The 24,250-nt window shown below is 45.1% G+C and carries 20 protein-coding genes and 1 pseudogene; 4 read left to right on the top strand and 17 right to left on the bottom strand.

Annotation, left to right across the window (positions count from 1 at the left end; genetic code table 11):
• Positions 1-21 precede the first annotated feature (21 nt).
• From A3860_RS16925 to A3860_RS16900, 4 genes and pseudogenes are all read left to right on the top strand, one after another.
• Complete coding sequence (locus A3860_RS16925; RefSeq protein ID WP_081147916.1) at positions 22-669, top strand: HupE/UreJ family protein; 648 nt, start codon at positions 22-24, stop codon at positions 667-669.
• A pseudogene (locus A3860_RS16920) lies at positions 611-2,317 on the top strand (M1 family metallopeptidase); the annotation flags it as partial. The gene A3860_RS16925 and the pseudogene A3860_RS16920, both read left to right, overlap by 59 nt.
• 1,376 nt (positions 2,318-3,693) lie before the next feature.
• A complete protein-coding gene (locus A3860_RS16910; RefSeq protein WP_081147913.1) occupies positions 3,694-5,628 on the top strand; it encodes a T9SS type A sorting domain-containing protein in 1,935 nt (644 codons plus the stop codon).
• A gap of 331 nt (positions 5,629-5,959) precedes the next feature.
• Complete coding sequence (locus A3860_RS16900; protein WP_158085279.1) at positions 5,960-7,903, top strand: T9SS type A sorting domain-containing protein; 1,944 nt, start codon at positions 5,960-5,962, stop codon at positions 7,901-7,903.
• Between the two features lie 99 nt (positions 7,904-8,002).
• Here the strand turns inward: A3860_RS16900 and A3860_RS16895 are convergent, their stop codons facing one another.
• From A3860_RS16895 to A3860_RS16815, 17 genes are all read right to left on the bottom strand, one after another.
• Complete coding sequence (locus A3860_RS16895) at positions 8,003-8,794, bottom strand: hypothetical protein (RefSeq protein WP_081147910.1); 792 nt, start codon at positions 8,792-8,794, stop codon at positions 8,003-8,005.
• Between the two features lie 27 nt (positions 8,795-8,821).
• Positions 8,822-10,699: a hypothetical protein gene (locus tag A3860_RS16890; RefSeq protein WP_081147909.1), complete on the bottom strand. Its 1,878-nt coding sequence runs from the start codon at positions 10,697-10,699 to the stop codon at positions 8,822-8,824.
• Positions 10,700-10,741: 42 nt separating this feature from the next.
• Positions 10,742-12,643 carry a beta strand repeat-containing protein gene (locus A3860_RS16885; protein ID WP_081147908.1) on the bottom strand — a complete coding sequence of 634 codons (1,902 nt, stop codon included), beginning with the start codon at positions 12,641-12,643 and terminating at the stop codon, positions 10,742-10,744.
• 38 nt (positions 12,644-12,681) lie between these two features.
• Entirely contained in the window at positions 12,682-14,586 is a 1,905-nt protein-coding gene (locus A3860_RS16880; protein WP_081147907.1) for a hypothetical protein, read from the bottom strand.
• Between the two features lie 549 nt (positions 14,587-15,135).
• Positions 15,136-15,783, bottom strand: a complete 648-nt coding sequence (locus A3860_RS16875) for a toxin-antitoxin system YwqK family antitoxin (protein ID WP_081147906.1) — start codon at positions 15,781-15,783, stop codon at positions 15,136-15,138.
• Positions 15,784-15,963: 180 nt separating this feature from the next.
• Positions 15,964-16,458 carry a hypothetical protein gene (locus A3860_RS16870; RefSeq protein ID WP_143774143.1) on the bottom strand — a complete coding sequence of 165 codons (495 nt, stop codon included), beginning with the start codon at positions 16,456-16,458 and terminating at the stop codon, positions 15,964-15,966.
• A gap of 106 nt (positions 16,459-16,564) precedes the next feature.
• A complete protein-coding gene (gene aroQ / locus A3860_RS16865) occupies positions 16,565-16,990 on the bottom strand; it encodes a type II 3-dehydroquinate dehydratase (RefSeq protein ID WP_081147904.1) in 426 nt (141 codons plus the stop codon).
• Between the two features lie 52 nt (positions 16,991-17,042).
• Positions 17,043-18,152, bottom strand: a complete 1,110-nt coding sequence (carA, locus tag A3860_RS16860; protein WP_081147903.1) for a glutamine-hydrolyzing carbamoyl-phosphate synthase small subunit — start codon at positions 18,150-18,152, stop codon at positions 17,043-17,045.
• 255 nt (positions 18,153-18,407) lie between these two features.
• Positions 18,408-18,911: a 50S ribosomal protein L17 gene (gene rplQ, locus A3860_RS16855; protein ID WP_081147902.1), complete on the bottom strand. Its 504-nt coding sequence runs from the start codon at positions 18,909-18,911 to the stop codon at positions 18,408-18,410.
• A 60-nt stretch (positions 18,912-18,971) separates the two neighbouring features.
• The gene (locus A3860_RS16850) at positions 18,972-19,973 is read right to left on the bottom strand and encodes a DNA-directed RNA polymerase subunit alpha (RefSeq protein WP_081147901.1); all 1,002 of its coding nucleotides are present in this window, start codon (positions 19,971-19,973) and stop codon (positions 18,972-18,974) included.
• Between the two features lie 99 nt (positions 19,974-20,072).
• Positions 20,073-20,678 carry a 30S ribosomal protein S4 gene (rpsD, locus tag A3860_RS16845; protein WP_081147900.1) on the bottom strand — a complete coding sequence of 202 codons (606 nt, stop codon included), beginning with the start codon at positions 20,676-20,678 and terminating at the stop codon, positions 20,073-20,075.
• Between the two features lie 153 nt (positions 20,679-20,831).
• Positions 20,832-21,236 carry a 30S ribosomal protein S11 gene (rpsK, locus tag A3860_RS16840; protein ID WP_081147899.1) on the bottom strand — a complete coding sequence of 135 codons (405 nt, stop codon included), beginning with the start codon at positions 21,234-21,236 and terminating at the stop codon, positions 20,832-20,834.
• Positions 21,237-21,435: 199 nt separating this feature from the next.
• Positions 21,436-21,816, bottom strand: coding sequence for a 30S ribosomal protein S13 (rpsM, locus tag A3860_RS16835; RefSeq protein WP_081147898.1), 381 nt, complete (start codon positions 21,814-21,816; stop codon positions 21,436-21,438).
• A gap of 72 nt (positions 21,817-21,888) precedes the next feature.
• Positions 21,889-22,005 carry a type B 50S ribosomal protein L36 gene (gene ykgO / locus A3860_RS16830; protein WP_010519235.1) on the bottom strand — a complete coding sequence of 39 codons (117 nt, stop codon included), beginning with the start codon at positions 22,003-22,005 and terminating at the stop codon, positions 21,889-21,891.
• 26 nt (positions 22,006-22,031) lie between these two features.
• Positions 22,032-22,250, bottom strand: coding sequence for a translation initiation factor IF-1 (gene infA, locus A3860_RS16825; protein WP_081147897.1), 219 nt, complete (start codon positions 22,248-22,250; stop codon positions 22,032-22,034).
• A gap of 199 nt (positions 22,251-22,449) precedes the next feature.
• A complete protein-coding gene (locus A3860_RS16820) occupies positions 22,450-22,857 on the bottom strand; it encodes a hypothetical protein (RefSeq protein WP_081147896.1) in 408 nt (135 codons plus the stop codon).
• 89 nt (positions 22,858-22,946) lie between these two features.
• Positions 22,947-24,245: an MFS transporter gene (locus tag A3860_RS16815; RefSeq protein ID WP_081147895.1), complete on the bottom strand. Its 1,299-nt coding sequence runs from the start codon at positions 24,243-24,245 to the stop codon at positions 22,947-22,949.
• Positions 24,246-24,250: the final 5 nt, after the last annotated feature.

The raw sequence follows: 24,250 nt of genomic DNA, 5'->3' as shown, positions 1-24,250 counted from the left end.
TTTGAACACCATCACGGCATTATGCAGGATTTTACATTTTATTTTCAACTGGGAACTGAACACATTCTTACGCTGGATGCACTCGACCACATCCTGTTCGTGACCGCCCTGTGCCTGCGCTACCTGTGGAAAGACTGGAAAAAAGTAGTGGTGCTGGTAACCGCATTCACCATCGGTCATTCTTTAACGCTGGCATTGAGCGCGCTGAATTATATTCATGTCAATACCAGTTTAATCGAGTTCCTGATTCCGTTAACCATTGCCGCCACCTGTGTAAATAATATTTTTCAGCACCTTAAAGAACAGCAAAAGCGGCTGCCGCTGATTTATTTCTTTGCCCTGTTCTTCGGCCTCATTCATGGCCTTGCCTTTGCGGGTCAGTTCCTTAGCCTGGAAGGAAAGGAAGGACTGGTGGCCCATTTGCTGGCCTTTAATCTGGGCATTGAAGCAGCGCAGTTGCTAATTGTATTGCTGGTGTTGCTAATCTCTTTTGCAGTAGTTCAGCTGTTAAAATTATCACGAACGGTATGGTTGCGGGGCGCATCTGCCGTAATTTTGGTCATTTCACTTTTTTGGGCGTATAAAAGATTCCCCTATCATAAAAACTACCATGATGAATCAGAAAAAACAGTTCTTGTTTTTGGTATTGGCTGTAGCGGGTCTGTATAAAGGCGCACAAGCTCAGAATATACAGAACAACCCGGGTTCGAACCACGGAAATAAGTTCGAACAGTTGGGTACCATACTGCCAACTCCCAACGAATATCGTACCGCAAGTGGCGCACCAGGGCCAAAGTACTGGCAGCAACGATGCGATTACGATATAAAATGCGAGCTCGACGAAACCAACCTGAAGCTGACCGGCAGCGAGGCCGTTACCTATTTTAACAATTCGCCCAATACGCTTACCTATTTATGGTTGCAGTTAGACGAGAACCAGGTGAGCTCTGTAAAGAACGCCAATTATCAAACCGGCAGCACAATGCCCAAACAGCTGAGTACGGCAGCCCTGGAACGGATGGAAGAAAATAATACCGACAATGGCTATGGCTGTAACATCGTTAAAATTACCGATGCACTGGGCAGCCCGTTGAAGTATACCATCAACAAAACCATGATGCGGGTTGAATTACCGACCGCATTAAAACCCGGACAAAAATTCGCGTTCAATATTAACTGGAATTACAAGATATCTGACCGGTTTAAATATGGTGGCCGCGGCGGCTATGAATATTTTCCCGAAGATGGCAATTACCTGTTCACCATTACCCAATGGTATCCGCGCTTATGCGTATACAGCGATTTTCAGGGTTGGCAAAACCACCAGTTCACCGGCCGCGGTGAATTTGCCCTTACCTTTGGCAACTTTAAAGTACAAATGACGGTGCCTGCCGATCATATGGTGGGCAGTACCGGCGAATGCCAGAACTATGCACAGGTTTTAACACCTGTACAAATGGCCCGCTATACAAAAGCGCAAACCGCCAAGGAACCTGTTCAGATCGTAACACTGGATGAAGCAAAAAAAGCGGAAACCCAGAAAAGCAAAACAAAGAAAACCTGGATCTTCAAGGCAGATAATGTTCGTGATTTTGCCTGGACCTCCTCCCGCAAATTTGTATGGGACGCCATGCCTGCTTATGTAGAAAGCAAAAAGGTAATGTGTATGAGCTTTTACGGTAAGGAAGCCTATGGATTGTACAGCAAATTCTCTACAAAAGCAGTAGCGCATACGATAAAGAGCTATTCCAAATTCACGATCCCCTACCCTTACCCGGTGGCACAAAGTATTGAAGCAGCCAATGGTATGGAATACCCCATGATCTGCTTCAACTATGGCCGTACCGATAAGGATGGTACTTACAGCGAAGCCACCAAATACGGCATGCTGGGAGTTATCATACATGAAGTAGGTCACAACTTCTTCCCCATGATCATCAACAGCGATGAGCGCCAGTGGAGCTGGATGGATGAAGGACTGAACTCATTTGTAGAATACCTGACCGAAGAATTGTACGATAATAAATTCCCCATTCGCGGAAAAGGACCAGCCTGGGCCATTGTAGATTATATGAAACTGCCCAAAGATCAGCTGGAGCCTATTATGTCGAACTCAGAGAACATCATCGGGTTTGGTCCCAATGCCTATACCAAACCGGCCACCGGTTTGAATATGCTGCGCGAGACCATTATGGGCCGCGAGCTGTTCGATTATTCATTTAAAGAATATGCACGCCGCTGGGCATTCAAACATCCTGAACCGGCCGACTTCTTCCGTACCATGGAAGATGCATCGGGCGAAGACCTCGACTGGTTCTGGCGCGGCTGGTTCTTTGGCACCGATGCCTGCGATATCGCCATTGATTCGGTGAAATATTTTAAAGCCGATCCCACAGCTACTGTGCCTGCCGGTGATACCATGGCTAACCAGAAAGTTGCCAAACCCATGGTTACCGCATTTGATGATATTTCAAAGCAACGCAACCGCGATGACAAGAACATCAAATTCCTGACCGATCAGGATACCAGCCTGCACGATTTTTACTGGCGTTATGACCGGGGGCTGGAACCGGTTGATTCTACGACTTATGCCGTTCAACAACCTGCCACCACCGAAGCGCTGGATGACGCATCCAAAACAAAATTGGATTCAAAATATTTTTATGAAGTTGGTTTCAGCAATAAGGGCGGACTGGTAATGCCAATCATTATTGAATGGACATTTAAAGATGGCACCAAACAAATAGACCGCATACCGGCGCAGGTTTGGCGGCACAATGAAAAAAGCCTGAACAAGCTGTTCATGAAAGATAAGGAAGTAGCTTCCATCAAACTTGACCCCTTACGTGAAACTGCCGATATTGATGAATCGAATAACAACTGGGGAACCATGCCCACGCCTTCAAAATTTGCTGCATTCAAAGCAAAACAACAGCCGCGCGGACAATCAACCGGTATAACACCTATGCAAAAAGCGCAAGAGAAGAAAAAAGGATTTTAATCGAACATTCCATATTTATAATCGCTTCCTGCAAAACAGGGAGCGATTTTTTTATTGGGAATGTCGAGCGCTTCGCTGAAGCTATGCGAAGGCGAGCCGAACGCGAAAGGCTGATCAATGACAGCCCTTAATAAAGAACCCAACGATGGCTACCACAAAGGGGATCCAAAAGAAAATAAAAGTACTCTTCATAAGACCATATATGAACATAAAGGTAATACCAATCAACATCAAACCCCAATCGTTCATGTAATTCCCGGGAAGAAACAATACGCAGCTGCCGCATGTGGATATACCCCCTGTTGAATTAAGAATATCAATGATATAGCGCCTCTGGGAAAACACTTATGGGGATAACTTAGGTATTGACTTTTGTTCAGTTATATATTACTTTTGCCTCGCTTAGAATAAAAGATCCGGCAATGCTTCTTTATCTGGAATTTTCTTTCTAATATAGCGCCTGATTCCCTCCTGTGAATTTCCTACCAATTTTAATATCTCCAATCTTCTAACAACAACCTGTTGATCTATAACCATTATTCATTATTCCTTTGATTTGAGTTGACTGGTAGGTTCTGATGTTCCTTTCCCATTGTTTATTCAATACTGCGCCAAATTCCTTTGAAATGCATTCTTCCAATCTCCATGTGCCGGGTTATTGATTAAAACCTAAGACTCAATATATATACTTTATGAAGAAGTTTACCTCTACTCTCACAAGTCTATTACTATGCCTATGTGTGGGCGCCCAGGTTGGCGTTCTGGATGGCGGATTTAATCCCACCAGCGGATATTTAATAAACGACCTGTATGCTGCTGGTAATGATTATGGGCAGGCTGTAGCCACCCACAGCGATGGACGGGTTGTAGTTGCTTCCAATAATACTGACAAATGGTTCACTTTAACACGGTATTTGACCGATGGTACGCCTGATCCCAATTTTGGCACAGGTGGCCTTGTCAAAGTCAGGAATACCAATGACGACGCTATAGCCTATGCTATAAAGATATTTAACGATAACACCATGCTGGTAGCTGGTACTGCCTGGAACCCAGTTACCTCTACCTATGATATGGCGTTGGTAAAACTGGCTGAAAATGGTACCCCCATAACAACATTTGGCCCTAATGGAAATGGTTGGGTACTTACTCCAATTGGTTCCGGCATCGATGAAGCGCGTAGCCTGGCAGTGCAGGCAGATGGAAAAATTGTAGTGGCCGGCTTTGGTGATATGGGCTCTAATAGCAACGACTTTGCAGTAGTACGCTATTCTTCCAATGGCATTCTTGAGACCGGCGTTGGCGCCTTTGGCGGTGGCACGGGTATAGTAACTACAAATATTAATGCCGATGATAAGGCTTTTAGTGTGGCCGTACAATCAGCTGATCAAAAAATAGTTGTTGGTGGAACAAGCAATCAGGGTGGCACCGGAAACTTTGCTGTAGTACGATATAATACGGATGGCTCGCTCGATGCTACCCCCGGTAATTTTGGTACCGGCGGTATTGCGGATATTGATCTGGGCAATGGTGGCGCGGGGTCTACAGACGAAGCTAGTCAGTTAGTTATTCAGCCAGACGGTTACATAGTTATGACCGGCACGAGCAAAGCTGTTTCTACTTCACACGCTGATGTAGCCACTATTCGATTAACCACAAGCGGTGGGCTGGATGGATATTTTAATCCAACCGGTGCCATTGTTGGCAGAACCGGTAGTTTTACATCAGCAGGTATAGCAATCTTTAATAATAATAGTGTAACAAATACTGATGAAGGCGCCCGCACTATTGCCCTGCAAAGCAATGGAGATATTCTTGTAGGCGGTGATTCAGATGGCTCAACATCTACTTCTGCCCTTTTGCTTTTACGTTACCTTTCAGATGGAACCCTCGATAATACGTTTGATGGCAACAGTAACGGTAATGGGGTACTTACTTACGATTTAACAGGCACCGCGGATCTTGGCTATGCTATTGCATTATACAGTAACCGGATCTATTTTGTAGGTTCAACAGGCGGTAACGGAAACCAAAGCACCCTGGTTGCCGCTATCCAGAACGATGGTACTCCACTGCCCCTGGTATTATCACAATTCTACGCACAAAAGCAAACCAGCAAAGTGGTATTGCAATGGTCAACCTCAAGCGAAGAGGATGTGAAACAATTTGTGATCGAGCGCAGCAATGATGGTAAAACCTACAAAGCTATTGGTACCGTAGCAGCCACCGGCAACAGCACTATTACCAAAAATTATTCTTTTGCCGATCAGTCGCCTTTCATGAGCTCCCTTAACTATTACCGGTTAAAGATGCAGGATGTGGATGGCAACTACAAATACAGCAAAATACTCACCATTAAATTCGATGGCCAGTTAACCACCAATATGCAGGTATATCCTAACCCTGTAAAAGATCTTTTACAGGTGCAGTTACCTGATGGTTTAAATGGTACAGTAGGTTTGCAGATCATCGATATGCAGGGCCGTGTGGTAAGAAGGAATAACCTGGGTTCAGACGGCAATGCCCTGAACACCACAGTAGACGTTAGCTCCCTGGTAAAAGGTATTTATATCCTGAAAGCACAGGCAGGTAACACTACAGTTATCACCCGCTTCACGAAACAATAGGAAACTAACAACGATCATTTATAACGCAAGAGCCCTCCGCCAACCGGCAGAGGGCTCTTATTATTTTGCGTGTTATTGACCTTGCCATGTTGAGATAAAAAAACCACCAACACTTCTTTGTCTGGAATTTTCTTTCTAATATAGCGCTCCGAATTCCTTTGAACATCCCCCCATTTAAAGTCTCCAATCTTCCGGCAACAACCCATTGAGCTACCATTATACATTGAACTATACAATTTGGTAGACCCTGATCTTCCATCCTTTTGAAATGCTTTCCTCCAATCCTCATGTAGCCCGGCAATTACAAAACCTAAAGAAGCAATATATATTTATGAAGAAAATCACCTTTACGCTCACAGCGCTATTACTATGCCTGTATGGGAGCGCCCAGGTTGGAGTCCTGGATGGCGGTTTCAATAACCCGGCCGGACATTTAATACACCCGTTGGATGCTGATAATGATTTTGGACAGGCTGTAGCTACTCACAGCGATGGCCGGGTTGTTGTGGCATCCTATAATAACAACCAATGGTTCACATTAACACGGTATTTGTCCGATGGTACGCTTGATGCCAGTTTCGGTTCCGGTGGCGTTGCCAAAGTGAGATATGATCCTGACGATAACGCAATAGCATATGCCCTGTATATATATCCCAATAACACCATCCTGGTAGCCGGATATACCTGGAACGACGCCGGAGGTACGGGATATGATTTTGCGCTTACCCGCTTGTTGGAAGATGGTACAGTAGATCCCAGCTTTGGTACCGGAGGTTGGGCGGTAACAGCCATAGGAACAGGCACAGCGATTGATGAAGCCCGCAGCCTGGCAATACAGGCCGATGGAAAAATTGTAGTGGCCGGCTTTGGTAATATGGGCGCCAATAGCAATGACTTTGCAGTAGTGCGTTATTCTTCCACCGGTATTCTTGAAACCGGCGTTGGCGCCTTTGGCGGCGGCGACGGCATAGTAACTACACATATTAATAGCAGTGATAAGGCCTCGAGCGTGGCCATACAACCGGCCGATCAAAAAATAGTTGTTGGCGGAACAAGCAATGCAGGCGCCACCGGCTCAAACTTTGCCGTAGTACGTTATAATACGGATGGCTCGCTGGATGCTGCCAATTTTGGTACCGGCGGTATCGTTGATCTCGATCTGGTTAATGGTGGTTCGGGGTCTACAGACGACGGTTATCAGTTAGTTATTCAGCCCGATGGCAATATATTGATGACCGGGATGAGCAAAGCCGTTTCCGCCTCAGGCAGTGATGTAGCCACTATTCGATTAACCACCAGCGGTGGGCTCGAGGGATCTTTTAATTCAACCGGCGCTATTGTTAACAGAACGGGTAGTAGCACACAGGCAGGTATCGCAATCTTTAATAATAATACTATATCAAATACCGATGAAGGCGCCCGTTCAATTATCCTGCAAAGCAATGGAGATTTCCTTGTAGCGGGCGATTCAGATGGTTCATCTCCTGACTTTGCCTTTTTGCTTTTACGTTACCATTCAGATGGCACCCTCGATGATACTTTTGATGGTAATAGTAATGGTAATGGAGTACTTACCTATGACTTTACAACCACCCGGGAGTATGGCTATGCTATTACTTTATACAATAACCGCATCTATTTTGTGGGTTCAACAGGTTCAACACCGGCTGGCGCACCCAAAAACACCCTGGTTGCCGCTATTCAGTACGCCGCATCTCCGCTACCGTTGGTGTTGTCACAATTCTATGCTCAAAAGCAAACCAGCAAAGCGGTATTGCAATGGTCAACTTCCAGCGAAGCCGAGGTGAAACAATTTGTGATCGAACGCAGCAATGATGGTAAAACCTATAAAGCTATTGGCACCGTAGCAGCAACCGGCAACAGCACTATTACCAAAAATTATTCTTTTGCCGATCAGTCGCCCCTTATGAGCGCTCTTAACTATTACCGGTTAAAGATGCAGGATGTGGATGGCAACTTCAAATACAGCAAAATACTCACCATTAAATTCGATGGGCAGCTAACCGCCAATATGCAGGCTTATCCTAACCCTGTAAAAGATCTTTTACAGGTGCAATTACCCGATGGTTTAAATGGCACAGTAGGTTTGCAGATCATCGATATGCAGGGCCGTGTGGTAAGAAGGAATAACCTGGGTTCAGACGGCAATGCACTGAACACCACTGTTGACGTTAGCACGCTGGTGCAGGGTATTTATATCCTGAAAGCACAGGCGGGCAACACTACCGTGATCACCCGTTTTACAAAACAATAGGAAACTAACAACGAGCTTTACAAACGAAAGAGCCCTCCGCCAATTGGCAGAGGGCTCTTATTATTTTGAGTGTTATTGAATACCCGTATTGTTTTAAGGTTAATTCTTTGCGGCCAACCTGGTGATGATTTCCTTCAATGCATCTATTTCCTTTTGTTGTTTTTCCAAAGCGGACTGCTGGGTTGCCAACACCTTGTTTTCGCTTTTCAGCTGCGCCAGCTCTTTATTCTGCTGTATCACATACAACGTTAACTCTTCAATCTTTTTGAGCAGGTTTGCCTGATTATGGCCCAGATCAACACCGTTCTTTGTCACTTCTTCTTCCGACTCTACACCTGGTAAATGATGATAACGGGTTATGTATTGTTCCACCTGTTGCAGGTTGGGCAATTCATAGTTTTTATCAAATACATAATCGGGCCATCCCGATTCGGTTACTTTTACTTTTTTTGCGGTGATAGTACCATTCACCCCCAGCTTCGATTGCGGTGCGCTAATGCCAATGCCGATATTTCCATTATCCAGAATTCTGAACATTTCTGTATTGACACTATTATTTACCAGAAAAGAACTGGTATTATTATCTGAACCACCGCCAATTATTTGCAGCTTTGCCTGTGGATTGGCAGCATTCACACCTACCGACATATTGGATTGCTGTATGGTGAGCGGATCTGCAGCAGAAGTACCAGCCCCTGTAGTTGCGCCAAAACCAAACGTGACGTACCCTGCCGTGCCACAATTGTTATAGATATGCGTTGAAAGGCAGGTTTGTGTAATACCGGAAAAAGGAGCGTTGGGGGTTGTACCAGCATTACCCGTTCCTTTCCAGGCAATGCTGATAAAGAGGGCTACCACGCAGGCTGCAGCTATCAAAAAAACTTTATGCATAACTTATTATTTATAGTTTTTCTATTGTTAATTAATGGCTTCAAACGTTACGATATAGGACGACACGGAATTGCCTGTCGCGTTATTGCTCATAGTGACCGTTACATCCAGCGTTTTACTGGACCCCAGATCAACAGTTGTACTACTGGCGTCATTGTCGAGCCGGGCCACCAATTCTTCGTCGGTGATCACCAGGCCCCTTGAAAAAACAGTACCGGAGGCGCCGGTTGAGCGGCAGGTTACCTCTCCCCTTACTTCATACGGCACATTGGTTTTGCCGGAACCAATTACTATGCCCGACGTTTGTGCAATAACCGTAGAACCCAATTTTATTTTAAATATCAGGTTGGCCGGGTTCGAACTGCTGCTTGAATAAACACCGCGCACCACCACCCTGAACGATTTTCCGGCAAACCATGATGCAGCGGGTATGGCAAGACTTCCGGCGCCGGCTGCGATCAGCGTAGTTTCGGTTGTGGTACCTGTAACAGTGGCTGTGGCTGTTTGCGCAAACGTTTGCTTTTTAACGAAAGCGGCTTTCTTAATTTCACCAGAAGCGGGATCCTGCAAAAGCACATTGGGGGCTGTAGTTATACTATCCATTGAACGCACACCCAGTTTGCCGTTTACATCCAGTTCGTAAGCGGGTGTTTTTGTTTTGATACCGATCTTACCATTCGAGATGGTGTTTTCGATACCATCCATGCGGGTTCCATAAATAAGGTTTCCAATGCTGAGCTGGAAACTATCGGTTGTGCTTGGCACGTCGGCACTATAACCGATAGCGAGATTGTTGAGCCCATATTGAATATTCTTGCCAGCATTACTACCAATAATCGTATTGTTATAGGCAGAGTTATGTGTATAGCTCGAAGCCAAATAGCCCACATAGGTATTATTAATCCCTCCTCCCGCATATGCAATAGCGCCAATAGCTGTAACGCCAGTAAGAAACCTGCCACCTCCTGGCGATGCTCCTACTATCGTATTCCTGTTATTTTGGCCGCCTTCTAACAAAGTCCCGGAAATATATCCAATCGCAGTATTATCGCTTCCGGAACCTGTATAAAACGCCTGATCTCCAATCCCTGTATTTCTATCCCCTGAGTTGCCGCCCAAAGCTCTGTTTCCTACCGCTGTATTGCTAATCCCCAGTGCCCCTCCTGCCATTATATCGGTGCCAATAGATACGCCGTTGTCGGAAGCATGTGCAAAACGCCCCACAGCTACGTTATATGAACCTGTGGCGGTACCTCCTGCCCGTCTGCCAATACCAATATTATTTCCACCAGTGGTGTTTTCTGTCATTGCCCCTTCGCCAATGCCCACATTGGTACTTCCCTTTGACGTATTTAACGCATTATAACCAACGGCTATATTGTAATAGCCTGAATCAACCTGCAAAGCATGATAACCTATGGCAGTATTACTTGAACCGGAAACGTTTTTTTGTAAAGCTTCATAACCAATAACCGTATTTCTGATCTCCGAGGTATTCAATTTTCCGGCATTGAACCCTACTTTAATTATACTATCTGTACCGTACAGCAACAGCGTATCTCTTTGATAATAGCCGCCATTGGCATTTATATAATGGGTAGTTGTATTATCGGCGTCGGTTACCTGCTGCAGGCCTTTACCGGATCCTTTTAAAGTGAATGTATCGGTCCCAAATACCAATGTGGAATCGTTCAGCTTTTGCGCTTGTCTGAATTCGGTTTGCCCATTGCCTTTATTCACCAACAGGCCCTTGATATTCTTTGTACCGTTCGCTATAATTAATTCTGCCGGCGAGCCATCATTGGTAACTATTACGTTATCGGCTTTAATAGTAAAATCATTTTGTGCCTGCATGCGCGTTAATGCACTCAACAGGATCACCGCAAAAAGAAATAATTGCTTCATACATTGACGGTTTACGGTAAGGAGTTGTTTTTGTTGCATTGATTAATTAATGGCTTCCATTGTAACAATAAATGCCGACACTGCATTTCCTGCCGCATCATCACTCAGCGTTACCGTTATATTCAGGGTTTGGCTGGCTGTTAGATCAACCGTTGCGATGCCTGTTCCGTCGTTTACTGCGGTAATGTACCCTGCGTCGTCGTAGGTCATTATACCGGTTGAATAAATGGTACCCGAAGCGCCGGTTGAACGGCAAATGCATTCGGCCCGTAATTCATACGGCATATTAGTTTTACCATAACCCGCAAAAATGCCGGCCGATTGAGCGATTACCACAGAGCCCAGTCTTATGGTAAACTTTAACCTGGCTGCGTTGTCGGCGTCGGTACTATAGGCGCCCTGTACAACGATCCTGAACGATTTACCTGCAAACCAGGCAGCGGCAGGGATCGTTAAATTGCCTGTACCCGACGAGATCAGCGTTGTTTCATTATCTGTACCGCTCACGGTAACAGTAGCTGTTTGTACAAACGTCTGTGGTACGCTCAAAGCAGCCGTTTTCTTTATTTCACCGGTAACCGGGTCCTGGCACAATACATTGACGGCATTCGCCACGCTGTCAATCGTACGTACGCCCAGCTTACCATTCACATCCATTTCATATACCGGTGCTTTTGTTTTTATACCGATCTTACCGTTTGAAATGGTATTTACTGTACCATCCAAACCGGTTCCATAAATCAGGTTGCCAATGCTCAATTGATAATTATTGGTAGCAACGGGTACATATGCCCGGTACCCGATAGCTAAATTATTGTTGCCGGTCGTTATGTTAGCGCCTGCATTTTTACCAAGGGCTGTATTTTGCGAGCCTGTTGTAAGAACCAGAGCAGAATCACCAATCGCAATATTATTGGAACCACAGGCGGCCGCCAGTGCCGAAGCCCCAACAGCTGTATTGCCCGACCCGGTAACGGTACCTAATGCACCTGAACCCACTGCTGTATTGTTATTGGTAGCTACCCCCGTTTGACCGGCCGCACTACCGGCATTATAACCAATAAAAATATTATTATTGCCATTTGAAACAGCACCAGCACGATAGCCTGCAGCCGTATTGCCGATTCCCGAAGTATTTGCATTTAACGATTGGTAGCCAACTGCCGTATTACCGTAACCCGTATTGTTTTGAAGTGCTCTGGCGCCAATGGCAACAATATTGCCATATGTTGCATTACCCCCTGCCAGATAACCTATTGCAACACTGGAACTTCCGGTTGTAATGGCGGCTAATGCTCCCCTGCCAATAGCTACATTGTCACCACTTGTTGTATTGGCAGCCAGTGCTGATTCGCCAATAGCTATATTACTATATCCCGACGTGTTGGCCTGCAGACTATTGGCGCCAATAGAAACATTAGAAACACCATTAATAGTTTGTTGTAAACCATGATAGCCAACTGCCGTATTGCTGTAACCCGTTGTATTGTTTTGTAAGGCGCCATGACCTACTGCCGTATTGCCGTAACCAGATGTATTGGATTTGCCCGCGTTATAACCTATACTCAGCATGCTATCGGTAGCATGTAATAACCGGGTGTTGTTTTGATAATAACCACCGTTTGCATTTATATAATTGGTTGTTGAATTTCCTGCATCAGTTGTCTGTTGCAAACTGACGCTGCCCCCTCTGAAGGTTAAGGTATCTGCACCAAATACGATCGTTGAATCGTTTATTTTTACCACCGGTTTAAATGTGGTGCTCCCATTGCCCGTGTTCACCAACACACCCTTTACGGTTTTTGTGCTGTTTTCAAGCACCAGTTCGGCCGGTGAATCATCATTGGTAAAATAAACGTTGTTGCCCTTCAGGTAAAAGGATTGCTGAGCCAGGGCCGTGCATATGGTACAGGATGCCATCAGGAGAAGGAACAATTTTTTCATGCCGGTTTACAGTTTAGCGTTAAAGGTTTTGGAATATACTAATTGATGGCTTCGATGGTTACTATATAGGTCGATAAAGAATTGCCTGCAGCAGCGTCACTTAATGTTGCTGTTATATTCAGCGTTTGATTCACCGATAGATCTACGGTGGCTGCACTGGTGCCATTATCGATCGTACTCACGTATTCGCCGTCATTGCGAATTAAACCCATGGCAAATACCGAACCCGAAGCGCCTGTTGACCGGCAGGTAAATTCGGCCCGTATTTCATAGGGTATATCAGTTATGCCATGGCGGAGAAAGATCCCTGAAGTTTGAGCTATAACCGTATTCCCCAGTTTAATTTTAAATATAAGATTAGCCGCATTCGTGGCGCTGGTTGAATAGATGCCCCGCACTACAATCCGGAACGATTTGCCGGCAAACCATGCCGACGCAGGAATCACCAGGCTTCCTGTTCCGCCGCTTATAATGGTGGTTTCCGCATTGGTACCGCTTATAACATTGGTAGCAGTTTGTATAAATGATTGCGGTTTGCCGAAAGCTGCTTTTTTTATTTCACCGGTAGCGGGGTCCTGGCACAGCACATTTACTGCATCTGATATACTATCCAGAGAACGCACGCCCAGTTTACCATTTACATCCATTTCATAAGCCGGCGTTTTTGTTTTTATCCCAATTCTACCGTTTGAAACAGTAGTATCGGTGCCTTTTACCCCGGTACCATAAATAAGATTGCCTATACTTAACTGGGCGCTGTCGTTTGCATCCGCAACATAGGCGCGGTAACCAATGGCAATATTATAAGCGCCGGTAATATTGGCACCGGCGTTTTTACCAAGCACAGTATTATTGTAAGTCCAGTTTCTTGCAGCTATTAAAGCAGAATCGCCAACGGCTGTATTATTGGGTCCGCCATATTGCCCTATTGCACCTGCGCCAACTGCCGTATTCTGATCACCTACTCCACCACTTAATGCTCCCGATCCTATGGCGGTACTTCTATTCAGGCCTCCGTTACCAGAAAAGTAGTTAACGGCGCCGCAGCCTACAGCCGTAATATCGCTGCCATATGTAGTTTTAGCCGCACCTAATCCAACCGCCGTATTCCTGCCTCCGCTTGCGTTGGTATAGAGCGAATAAGCCCCAACAGCCGTATTATAAACTCCCGTTGTATTATATTCAAGCGCTTCTCTGCCTATAGCCGTTATACCACTACCTGTGGTATTAAATCCGGCGGTCAAATATCCCAATGCAGTATTCTCAGACCCCGTGCTGTTGCCACCCAGGGCAGCCATTCCAATGGCTACATTGTTTGCACCTGTAGTGTTGCCACCTAATGCCTGTCTCCCTAAGCCCACATTACCACTGCCCGAAGTATTATACACCATGGCTTGCCAACCAGAGGCTACATTACCAGACCCAGTTGTATTCAGTTGCAAAACCTGATATCCAAAGGCGGTATTATTACGTCCGGTAGTATTATTTTGCAAAGCCCTGTTACCAACAGCTGTATTACCACCGCCGGTAGTATTCGATTCGCCGGCATGATAGCCCAGCTTCAGGATGCTATCTGTAGCAACCAGTAAAGGAATGCCTCGTTGATAATATCCGCTATCGGCGTTGATATATCGGGTGGTAGTTTTGCCGGCATCGGTGACCTGTTGCAAATTTTGAGCAGTTCCCCTGAATGTCAATGTATCGTACCCAATCACGAAGGTGCTATCGTTCATCCGCTGCGCCTGCCTGAATTCCGTTTGGCCATTGCCGCGATTTACCAATATGCCCTTGATATTCTTAGTGCTGTTCTCGATAATTAATTCTGCCGGGGATGATCCATTGGTGAGTACAATAGTGCTGGATTTTACTCTGAAATCGTTTTGTGCAATTGTTTGAGTCAAAATAAAAAGCACAAAGAGAAGCGAAAGTAACAACTTTCTCATGCAATGCCGGTTTACTGGTTGGGGTTTTAATTAGTGCATCCCACAATATGGAGGATGTTCGTTTTATACCGGCTTTTCACGGAACTGGATGCGTTTGTGCAGTACAGCTAGTCGGGGCGAAAGTAGAATATATTTAAATATTAAAAACGATTTATTCAACATTTCTGATAAGTGTGCGCTTTTAAGCTATAAGTGTGCAGATTTGGGGCATAACCGCGCAGAAATGACATTAAACATTTTCACATATTAAAATTACCGAGTATAATTATTGCTCTTCAGAATTGGCTCTACAGCTTACATTCACGTACATATGTTTTTAATTTAATACAATTAAAGCCGGTTGTACATGTTTTTTTACAACTTACTGTAACGCTCAATTGGGACTTGCACCCTACATACAAAGGGCCATCCGCAGCTGGCGGATGGCCCTTTGTATAGTAAGCTTAAAATTGCCTGAGGTTAAAATTGGTTTATGGTCTCCAGTTCAAATTCATCCTTATCCCATTTATCCAAATAATCCCAATATCCCAATCAATCCCATTATCCCAGTCACCCCCCCGTACTTCCATCCCTGTATCGCACTTTCTTTTTACCGCTATTCTTCTTTTCAAAATCAAGCACTTCCTTCGGCTTGGCTACCGCTTTCTTTTCTGCTACTGGCGTGCTTTTCGCTTCCTGTTCCAGTTTTCCGAGTGTATAAACTTCTGAACGTATTACCCGGCCGCTGGCAGGATCATAATATTTCCATACCCCATGTTTGATAGCCGCACCTTCATTCTTTACGATCACCGTACGGTAGGTATCGAATTTATCGGGGTCTTCAATTTCCAGGGTATCATATTCCTTGTCGGGGTTCAGGGCTTTCCAGCTTTGTTCCAGTTTTAATTCCCCATCCCTGGTGTAATACCGGCAAATGCTGTCCTTCAACCCCCATTTATAATATTCAACACCAACCAGATCGCCCTGGAGCGAAAACAAACGCCACTCCCCTTCCTTGCGGTTCTTCTCGAACCAGCCTTCCTCCTCATAGCCCGGTTCACCGCGTACATTGTCATAATGCAGTTTCCAGGGTCCCCATTTCCTGCCCAGTTTATCGATCCGGTTCAGGGTATCGCCCTTTGCAGTGAGTTTATAGTCCTTCCATTGGGCAAAACCGCTTACGGAGAACAGCAGGAAAACAAATAATATCGGTCGCATCTTTAACAGGTTTGATAATGGTTAAAAACTTATTACCATTCGCAATAATAACGCCAACAAAAGCCGTTTCATTGCCATAAGGTGGCGGCACTACAAAGTTATAAACTGTTCAGGAACCGGTAATTAGTTCCTCCGGTTAACGTTTTTTTTACGTTTTAACATGGTTTTGCAACCGGAAAACTACCTGCCGGTACTTTTTTTATAAACAGGGTCCCAGACTATAACCAGGATATCTGCTTTCCTGTACGATTCTTTTTCGTTTTCATGCTCCATATTTACCGTTGCCATTACTATTGTAAAAACAGGCTTTCCTTTGATCGTTGTTGGTTTCATTGTTGCCAGTTTACCAGCCACACGTAATACTTCCTTCTCAACAGTTTTATTGGTTACCGAGTCGCACCAGGTTTTTGTTACTTTCCCGGCCGTATCGATCATAATATAAAGGTTACAGGACCCTAATTCCAATTCGCCTGTTCCTTCTGCGAAGGCAGCCCGAAGATTCCTGTTAAAAAACCGTAACAGGGTACCATTTGGATAGGTGAAAAATGTGGTATCACCCGAAGTGGTGCCATTTTTTGAAATGGAGGTTGTTATTGTACGCGTTTTGCGGACAGATTGCGCGCATGCGCAATGCATCAATAATGAAATTGAGCAGAATAGTATAAGGTGTTTCATTCTTAAATTTAACCAATATTCTGCCCCTTCCTGCATATGAAAAAGTCTTCAGGTATAACGGCCAGCATTTCACCTGTTGTCTTTAACAGGCCATCGGTTAGCGCCATCAAATTTTGTTATTCATCAAATACTGCAGCGCCAGCTCATAGCCTTTCAATCCCAGGCCAATAATGCTGCCGGCGGCTTTGGCCGATACATGAGACAGTTTGCGGAATTCCTCACGCGCATGCACATTGGAGATATGTACTTCTACAACGGGGGTTTCAATACTGGCTATGCAATCGCCGATCGCTACAGAAGTATGCGTATAGCCGCCGGGGTTCATAATAATGCCATCGTAATAAAATCCTATCCGTTGCAGCTCATTGATCAGTTCACCCTCTACATTGCTCTGATAGTAATGAATATCTATCTGGGGATACTTGTTCTTTAACTTTGCCAGGTAGTCGTCGAATGACATATTACCGTAAATACCAGGCTCGCGTTTGCCCAGCAGGTTCAGGTTAGGACCGTTGATGATGGCTATCTTCATACAACGCAAAATAGGAAAAAAAATCCCGGCGGTAACCGCCGGGATGATTTTATTAGTTCATGTGTTCTTTGATCAGTTTGATAAAGTCATCGAACAGGTAACGGCTGTCGTGCGGGCCAGGCGTGCTTTCGGGGTGGTATTGAACCGAGAAAGCCGGCTGATCTTTCAGCCTGATACCTTCAATAGAGTTATCGTTCAGGTTTACGTGGGTAACCTCGATGTTCTTGGCCTTCTTTACAGACTCCGGATCAACACCAAACCCGTGGTTTTGCGTGGTCACTTCGCAGCGGCCGGTAACCAGGTTCTTCACCGGATGGTTGAGGCCGCGGTGACCATGGTGCATTTTGAAGGTGGTAATGTCATTGGCCAGGGCCAGTAACTGATGACCAAGGCAAATACCAAAAGTTGGCTTTTTCTCCTTCAGCACTTCCTTAACGGTTACAATGGCATAATCCATCGCTGCCGGGTCGCCAGGGCCATTGGAGATGAAATAGCCGTTAGGCGCGAATTTTTTCAGCTCGCTTACAGGCGTTTTGGCCGGAAATACCTTTACATAGGCTCCCCGCTCAACCATGCATTTTAAAATGTGCTGTTTGGTGCCAAAATCAAGTACAGCGATCTTCACCGGTGAATTGGGATCCCCGAGCGTATACGGCTCGTTGGTGCTCACCTTGCTCGCCAGTTCGAGCCCATCCATGCTGGGCACTTTCGCCAGCTCTTTCTTCAGTTGATCAATATCGAGGATCTCAGAAGAAATGATGCAGTTCATGGCGCCTTTTTCGCGCACATGTGTTACCAGCGCACGGGTATCAACTCCTTCAATGCAAACGATATTATTATTGATCAGGTACTGATCCAGTGATCCCGTAGCCTGTTTACGGCTGTATTGTTCTTCCAGGTTACGACCGATCATACCCCGGATCTTTACGCTATCTGATTCAACATCAGTGTCTTTGGTGCCATAATTGCCAATATGCACATTATTCATGATCACGACCTGGCCATAATAACTGGGATCGGTAAATACTTCCTGGTAACCGGTCATTCCGGTATTGAAACAAATTTCTCCGGTAGTAGTGCCAACTTTACCAAAGGCTTTACCATAATGAACGGTGCCATCTTCCAACAGCAGAACAGCAGATTTTTGAAGCGTATTCGACATCTTTCTGAAAAAATTTTACAAAGAAACTAATTATTGATGATTTGAATTCATTACTTGTTCACAGGAATGGAAAAATCAGCAATAAGAGGTAAGATGCAGGAAGTATGAAGGCCCCCAATTCGAAGCAGGGATCTTAATAATCAACATCTTCTTACCTCCTGCCTCCTATTTCCAGCTTCCTTCTTCCCCGAATGGGCAAAAAAAAGCAAGACTGTTAAAAGTCTTGCTCCTTTATAAAAACCAATTCGATCATTCTTACTTTGCTGCTTTTTTAGCTGGTTTTTCTTCTGATGCTTTTTCTTCGGCAGGAGCGGCAGTTTCATCAGCTTTTTTACGGCTTCCACCACGACGTGTTTTCTTCGCAGCTTCTTTAACTTCGCCTTTTCCTTTACCGTAGATCTCATTATAGTCAACCAGCTCAATCATTGCAGTTTCAGCGTTATCCCCTACGCGGATACCCAGCTTAATGATGCGGGTATAACCACCAGGACGGCCACCAACCTTTTCAGCGATGGGTCCAAATAACTCAGTAACAGCCTCTTTGTTCTGCAGGTAGCTGAACACTACGCGGCGTTGGTGAGTGGTGTTTTCTTTAGCTTTAGTGATCAGCGGCTCAATAAATGTGCGCAGCGCTTTTGCTTTAGCTAAAGTGGTAGAGATACGCTTGTGCCTGATAAGCTCACTAGCCAGGTTCTTCAGTAACGCCTTCCGGTGAGAAGCCGTTCTGCCCAGGTTGTTGATTTTGTCTCCGTGACGCATGACGATTGTTTTTATTCAGCTGCACCGTGTCAGGAATTGCAGCCTACTGTTTATTAATTACTAAAGCTCTTCTTTATCTAATCCCAGTTTGCTCAGGTCCATTCCGAAGTGCAGTCCTCTTTCAGCCAGCACCTGCTCAATTTCAGCAAGTGATTTCTGACCAAAGTTCCTGAACTTCATCAGGTCTTCCTGTTCGTATTGTACCAGCTCGCTCAAGCTGTTGATCTTGGCAGCTTTCAAACAGTTGAAAGCGCGAACAGACAGGTCGAGGTCTTCGAGCGGGGTTTTGAGAATTTTGCGCAATTGCAGCATTTGCTCATCAACCACATCTTCTTTCTTGTCTTCCTTGTTATCGAAAGTGATGTTTTCGTCGGTGATGATCATCAGGTGCTGGATCAGGATGCGGCTGGCTTGTTTCACCGCTTCTTCAGGGTGAATGGTGCCATCGGTAGATACGTCCATGATCAGCTTTTCGTAGTCAGTACGCTGTTCAACACGGGTGTTTTCAATAGCATACTTTACGTTTTTGATCGGTGTGAAGATAGCGTCAGTGGGGATGTAGCCGAATGGTGCATCTTTCACTTTGTTATCTTCAGCAGGAACATATCCGCGACCTTTTGAAATGGTCAGCTCAATGTCGAGCTTCGCTGATGAATCCAGTGTACAGATCAGCAGATCCGGGTTCATGATCTCGAAGTTTTGTGTGGCTTCTCCGATCATGCCGGCTGTGAATTCTGATTTATTTTTAATGCTCAACGTCACCTTTTCCTGGCTCACTTCATGATCTACTCTCTTTTTGAACCGAACCTGTTTCAGGTTCAGGATGATCTCCAGCACATCTTCGGTAATACCCTTGATGGTGGCAAACTCGTGGTCGACCCCTTCAATACGGATACCTACAATTGCAAACCCTTCCAATGAACTCAACAATACCCTGCGCAAAGCATTGCCGATGGTTACGCCGTAACCCGGCTCTAACGGGCGAAACTCAAACTGAGCTTCGAATTCCGTTGCTTTTTGTAATACTATTTTGTCAGGTTTCTGGAAATTTAAAATGGCCATATTTTAAAATTTCGATTTTTTACTTCTTTATAAAAGGTTGCAGTGAGCGAGTAAGTTGCCGTCTTTTCCGCCTTCGCCGGGGCATCGGCGGATTCACGATTACTTACTATACAACTCAACAATCAACTGCTCCTTAATGTTCTCTGGAACACTTTCACGCTCAGGATAAGCTACGAAAGTACCTGTCATTTCAGTTTCGTTCCAGTCGAGCCAGCTGAATTTCTGGTTCTTACCGCGGAATACGCTGGTAATAGCCGTATTTGATTTATCTTTTTCTTTAACGCTGATGATATCGCCTGGTTTCAACTGGAAAGAAGGGATATTCACTACCTCTCCGTTTACAGTGATGTGTTTGTGCGATACCAGCTGGCGGGCGCCGGGACGTGAAGGAGAAAGACCCAGGCGGTAAACGGCATTGTCTAAACGGGCTTCCAGCAATTTGATCAGGTTTTCACCGGTAACACCTTTGATACGGGCTGCCTCTTCAAAGGTTTTGCGGAATTGTTTTTCCAGTACGCCGTAAGTATATTTAGCTTTTTGCTTTTCTTTTAACTGTAATGCATACTCACCGGGTGCTTTACGCTTCTTTGAAGGGCCATGCTGACCGGGAGGATTGCTGTTCTTTGAAAGATACTTACCATTGCCTAAGATAGGCTCGCCGAAAATACGGCAGATTCTTGTTTTTGGACCAGTGTAACGTGCCATGTTGTTATTAATGTAGATTTTTTGGTGACGATGCACGATCGTAAAAATCTTAAAAATTGATCGTACACCCTGTTTAATATTTAGAGATTTTGAGATTTATGGATTTTGCGATTTAAATCGCAAAATCCATAAATTCCTAAATCAGAAATAATACTATACTCTTCTCTTTTTGGGCGGACGGCAGCCATTGTGAGGCAGCGGAGTTACGTCCTTGATCATTGCGATCTCGATGCCATTCTGAGACAGGGAGCGGATTGAGCTTTCGCGGCCGGCTCCGGGTCCTTTTACATATACATCAACTTTCTTCACACCTGCATCGAAAGCTGTTTTTGCAGCGTCTGCAGCAGCCATTTGGGCGGCATATGGAGTGTTCTTTTTAGAACCTTTGAAACCCATTTTACCGGCACTGCTCCAGGAAATAACCTGGCCGTTCTTGTTGGTAATGCTGATGATAATGTTGTTGAAACTGGCTGAAATGTGAACGTCACCGTATGAGTCAACTTTCACAATCCTTTTCTTCGCAGCGGCTTTTGCGCTGGGCTGTTGTGCTTTTGCCATAATTGTTTACAGGTAATCTTAAAGTTTTAAAATAATCCCATTTGAGCGGGAGCCAGACCAATACTCCACCTGCACCTGGCATCTGTAATTGATCTGTATTATTGGTGCATCTTATAAAACACCTCAAGCTACAAGCTTCAAGCCACAAGGCATTATAAAAAATGACCTGCAGCTTGTAGCTTCTAGCCTGGAGCTATTTTTATTTCTTAGGTGCTTTCTTTTTACCGGCAACAGTTTTCCGTTTTCCTTTACGGGTACGGCTGTTGGTACGGGTACGCTGACCACGAACTGGTAAACCTTTACGATGACGTAAACCGCGGTAGCAAGCGATATCGAGCAAGCGCTTGATACTCATTTGCACTTCAGAACGTAACTGACCTTCTACTTTCAGTTCGTTGGTAATTATGTTACGGATTGCGTTCAGTTCGTCATCATTCCATTGATGCACTTTCTTGTCCAGCGGAATACCTGCTTTAGTCAGGATGTACTGGGCAGTTGAACGGCCGATCCCAAAAATGTAGGTAAGACCAATTTCACCTCTTTTGTTCTTGGGTAAGTCTACACCGGCAATACGAGCCATATCTTTTCTTTATTGTTTGTGTTTATTAGTTGCGGTTTATACATTGCTCCCGGCCTAACCAGGATCAATTGACTACCCTTGTCTTTGCTTGAAGCGAGGGTTCTTTTTGTTGATCACATATAACCGGCCTTTTCTACGCACAATTTTGCAATCGGCGCTACGCTTTTTAATTGATGCACGAACTTTCATAACATTTATTTATTTACGGTGCTTACTTATTTATAACGGAAGATTATCCTTCCCCTGGTCAAATCATAAGGGCTCATTTCCACACCTACCTTATCACCCGGCAATATCCTTATGTAATTCATCCGCATTTTACCTGAGATTGTCGCCAGTATTTCATGGCCATTCTCAAGTTTCACCTTAAACATGGCGTTCGATAATGCTTCTGTTATAACTCCATCCTGTTTAATCAGCGGTTGTTTACCCATATAATTTTAAGGAGCGCAAAGATATGATCTTTACCCTAAAAAAGAAAAAAATAAGAAATAATTAAAAATTATTGCCCATTTTCCCTTTAATTCCGGGTCCAAATGGGCAAAAAGAAACAAGGAATATCGAATTCCGAAGTTGTTCAACCTCCTGCTCCGACACCCCTTGTTTGTTTTATAAAAAGCTGAAAATAAGCACTTAATGAACCTTTACCGGCAGCAGTTCCACCTTGGTCATTTGATAATAATGGTTTTGCAGCTCATGCACATTAATGGGTTGGTTTAAATACCGGTGATCTTCGCGCCACCAGATCTCCATCGACGAAAAATCGCCTTTTTTGGCCAACTGCACCCTGAAAGAGTCTTTCATGTACTTCATTGAACCATTCCCATTTTCGCTGCTGGTGAAACCCAGCTTTCTCATTTGCTCATCATCCAGGGCGATCGGGTACAGTTCGTTGGGGCCATACCAGAATTCCTGCACATTGTCCTCCACGCACGCTTTTCCTTCTGCCCGGTCCACATCTGTTACCATTCCTTCACGTCGCTGGCCCTCAAAATCAGCCAAAACTACATCTCCGAATTTAAGATCTGAAATTTTGATCATATGACAGCATTTTTAGTTGATTTCTAATTTACAAAAGGGCTGTCATATAACCATAAATTCGTTAAAAGTTAATATTTCACACTTCCCTCCTATTCAATAATAAAAGCTTCGGCTTCTATTTCCCGAACCGGTTGGGGCGCAGCTGTTTTCGCCAGCTTCCGGTTCACCTGCTGGTTAATGAAATACATCATGATCATACAACCCATCATACTTGCCATCACAATGATGCCCAGGGTGCTGTAATGCTGCAGCTTACCATCGGGCCCTTCGGTGATCACCATGCCGGCCAATGCAGCAGCCAAACCGCCCGAAAGCTGTTGTACCGATGAATTGATGCTCATAAAAGCTCCCCTGTCCTGCGGTTGCGGTATGGCGCTTATCATGGCGGTGGAAGACACCATGCGGGCCATAATACCGGCAAATAGGAGAACATTGATCGCAATGACCATAGCCAGTGGTGTTAAGCCCAGGTTGGTATAAATAGCCACCACGATCATCGTCAATATGGTTCCACCCACAAACACCTTGTACTTGCCCACTTTATCGCTCAGAAAGCCCGCGAGCGGTCCAAAAACGAATGAAAATACGCCCGATATACCGTACAGAGCGGGCAGGTCTGCCTGCGTTAACCCCAGGTTGTGTATGCTGAAGGCGCTGCCGAACGGCATCAGCATAAAACCGCCGGTAGCCAGCAAGGTAGTGGTCAAAAACGCCAGCACGTATTTTGAATTGGCAACTGTTTTTCCCAAATGTTCAAACGGATTGCGGTCATGCTGGATCCTGAGATGCTCAGTAACCGGTTTCATATACAGGGCAATGATGATACCGGGTATCAGGCCAACGCCTGCGATCATCCAGAAGGGGGAATGCCAGCCGAATTTATTGGCCAGAACGAGTCCGATAGGCAGGCCCAACACCTGGCTTACGCCAAACGCCATTTGCACAAAGCCCATTACGCGCCCCCTGCGCTCAATGCTGAACAGGTCGGTAATAATGGCCATGCCCACTGAACCGATAACGCCGCCAAACAACCCGGTCACAATACGGGCTGCCAGTAAAAAATGATAATTAGTGGCCATGGCGCACAGGGCGGTTCCAATTAAAAAGCCTACATAAAAGAAAATGAGCAGTTTTTTACGATCGAATTTATCGGCAAAACCTGCGGCCAGTAAACCTGAAACACAGGCACTGAAAGCATACACAGATACCGCCCAGCCGAACTGCGCGGGGGATATTTGCAATTGGGGCATCAGGATGGCGCCCAGGGGCGACATCACCATAAAATCAAGGATAACGGTAAACTGTAAAAAAGCAAGGATAGCTATTACAAAGACCTCATATCCGGTAAAAGAAGGTTTCGAAAGCTTTGGTGGTTTGGCTTGGTTCATTTGAT

It is taken from the genome of Niastella vici (genome assembly GCF_002077945.1).
Classification (GTDB): Bacteria; Bacteroidota; Bacteroidia; order Chitinophagales; family Chitinophagaceae; genus Niastella; species Niastella vici.
This window is presented reverse-complemented; position numbering and strand designations above follow the sequence as displayed.

Excerpts from the sequence above, each read along its gene's own strand:
- A3860_RS16925 (WP_081147916.1), top strand. The coding sequence starts at position 22 with ATGCAGGATTTTACATTTTATTTTCAACTGGGAACTGAACACATTCTT.
- A3860_RS16910 (WP_081147913.1), top strand. The coding sequence starts at position 3,694 with ATGAAGAAGTTTACCTCTACTCTCACAAGTCTATTACTATGCCTATGT.
- A3860_RS16900 (WP_158085279.1), top strand. The coding sequence starts at position 5,960 with ATGAAGAAAATCACCTTTACGCTCACAGCGCTATTACTATGCCTGTAT.
- A3860_RS16895 (WP_081147910.1), bottom strand. The coding sequence starts at position 8,794 with ATGCATAAAGTTTTTTTGATAGCTGCAGCCTGCGTGGTAGCCCTCTTT.
- A3860_RS16890 (WP_081147909.1), bottom strand. The coding sequence starts at position 10,699 with ATGAAGCAATTATTTCTTTTTGCGGTGATCCTGTTGAGTGCATTAACG.
- A3860_RS16885 (WP_081147908.1), bottom strand. The coding sequence starts at position 12,643 with ATGAAAAAATTGTTCCTTCTCCTGATGGCATCCTGTACCATATGCACG.
- A3860_RS16880 (WP_081147907.1), bottom strand. The coding sequence starts at position 14,586 with ATGAGAAAGTTGTTACTTTCGCTTCTCTTTGTGCTTTTTATTTTGACT.
- A3860_RS16875 (WP_081147906.1), bottom strand. The coding sequence starts at position 15,783 with ATGCGACCGATATTATTTGTTTTCCTGCTGTTCTCCGTAAGCGGTTTT.
- A3860_RS16870 (WP_143774143.1), bottom strand. The coding sequence starts at position 16,458 with ATGAAACACCTTATACTATTCTGCTCAATTTCATTATTGATGCATTGC.
- aroQ (WP_081147904.1), bottom strand. The coding sequence starts at position 16,990 with ATGAAGATAGCCATCATCAACGGTCCTAACCTGAACCTGCTGGGCAAA.
- carA (WP_081147903.1), bottom strand. The coding sequence starts at position 18,152 with ATGTCGAATACGCTTCAAAAATCTGCTGTTCTGCTGTTGGAAGATGGC.
- rplQ (WP_081147902.1), bottom strand. The coding sequence starts at position 18,911 with ATGCGTCACGGAGACAAAATCAACAACCTGGGCAGAACGGCTTCTCAC.
- A3860_RS16850 (WP_081147901.1), bottom strand. The coding sequence starts at position 19,973 with ATGGCCATTTTAAATTTCCAGAAACCTGACAAAATAGTATTACAAAAA.
- rpsD (WP_081147900.1), bottom strand. The coding sequence starts at position 20,678 with ATGGCACGTTACACTGGTCCAAAAACAAGAATCTGCCGTATTTTCGGC.
- rpsK (WP_081147899.1), bottom strand. The coding sequence starts at position 21,236 with ATGGCAAAAGCACAACAGCCCAGCGCAAAAGCCGCTGCGAAGAAAAGG.
- rpsM (WP_081147898.1), bottom strand. The coding sequence starts at position 21,816 with ATGGCTCGTATTGCCGGTGTAGACTTACCCAAGAACAAAAGAGGTGAA.
- ykgO (WP_010519235.1), bottom strand. The coding sequence starts at position 22,005 with ATGAAAGTTCGTGCATCAATTAAAAAGCGTAGCGCCGATTGCAAAATT.
- infA (WP_081147897.1), bottom strand. The coding sequence starts at position 22,250 with ATGGGTAAACAACCGCTGATTAAACAGGATGGAGTTATAACAGAAGCA.
- A3860_RS16820 (WP_081147896.1), bottom strand. The coding sequence starts at position 22,857 with ATGATCAAAATTTCAGATCTTAAATTCGGAGATGTAGTTTTGGCTGAT.
- A3860_RS16815 (WP_081147895.1), bottom strand. The coding sequence starts at position 24,245 with ATGAACCAAGCCAAACCACCAAAGCTTTCGAAACCTTCTTTTACCGGA.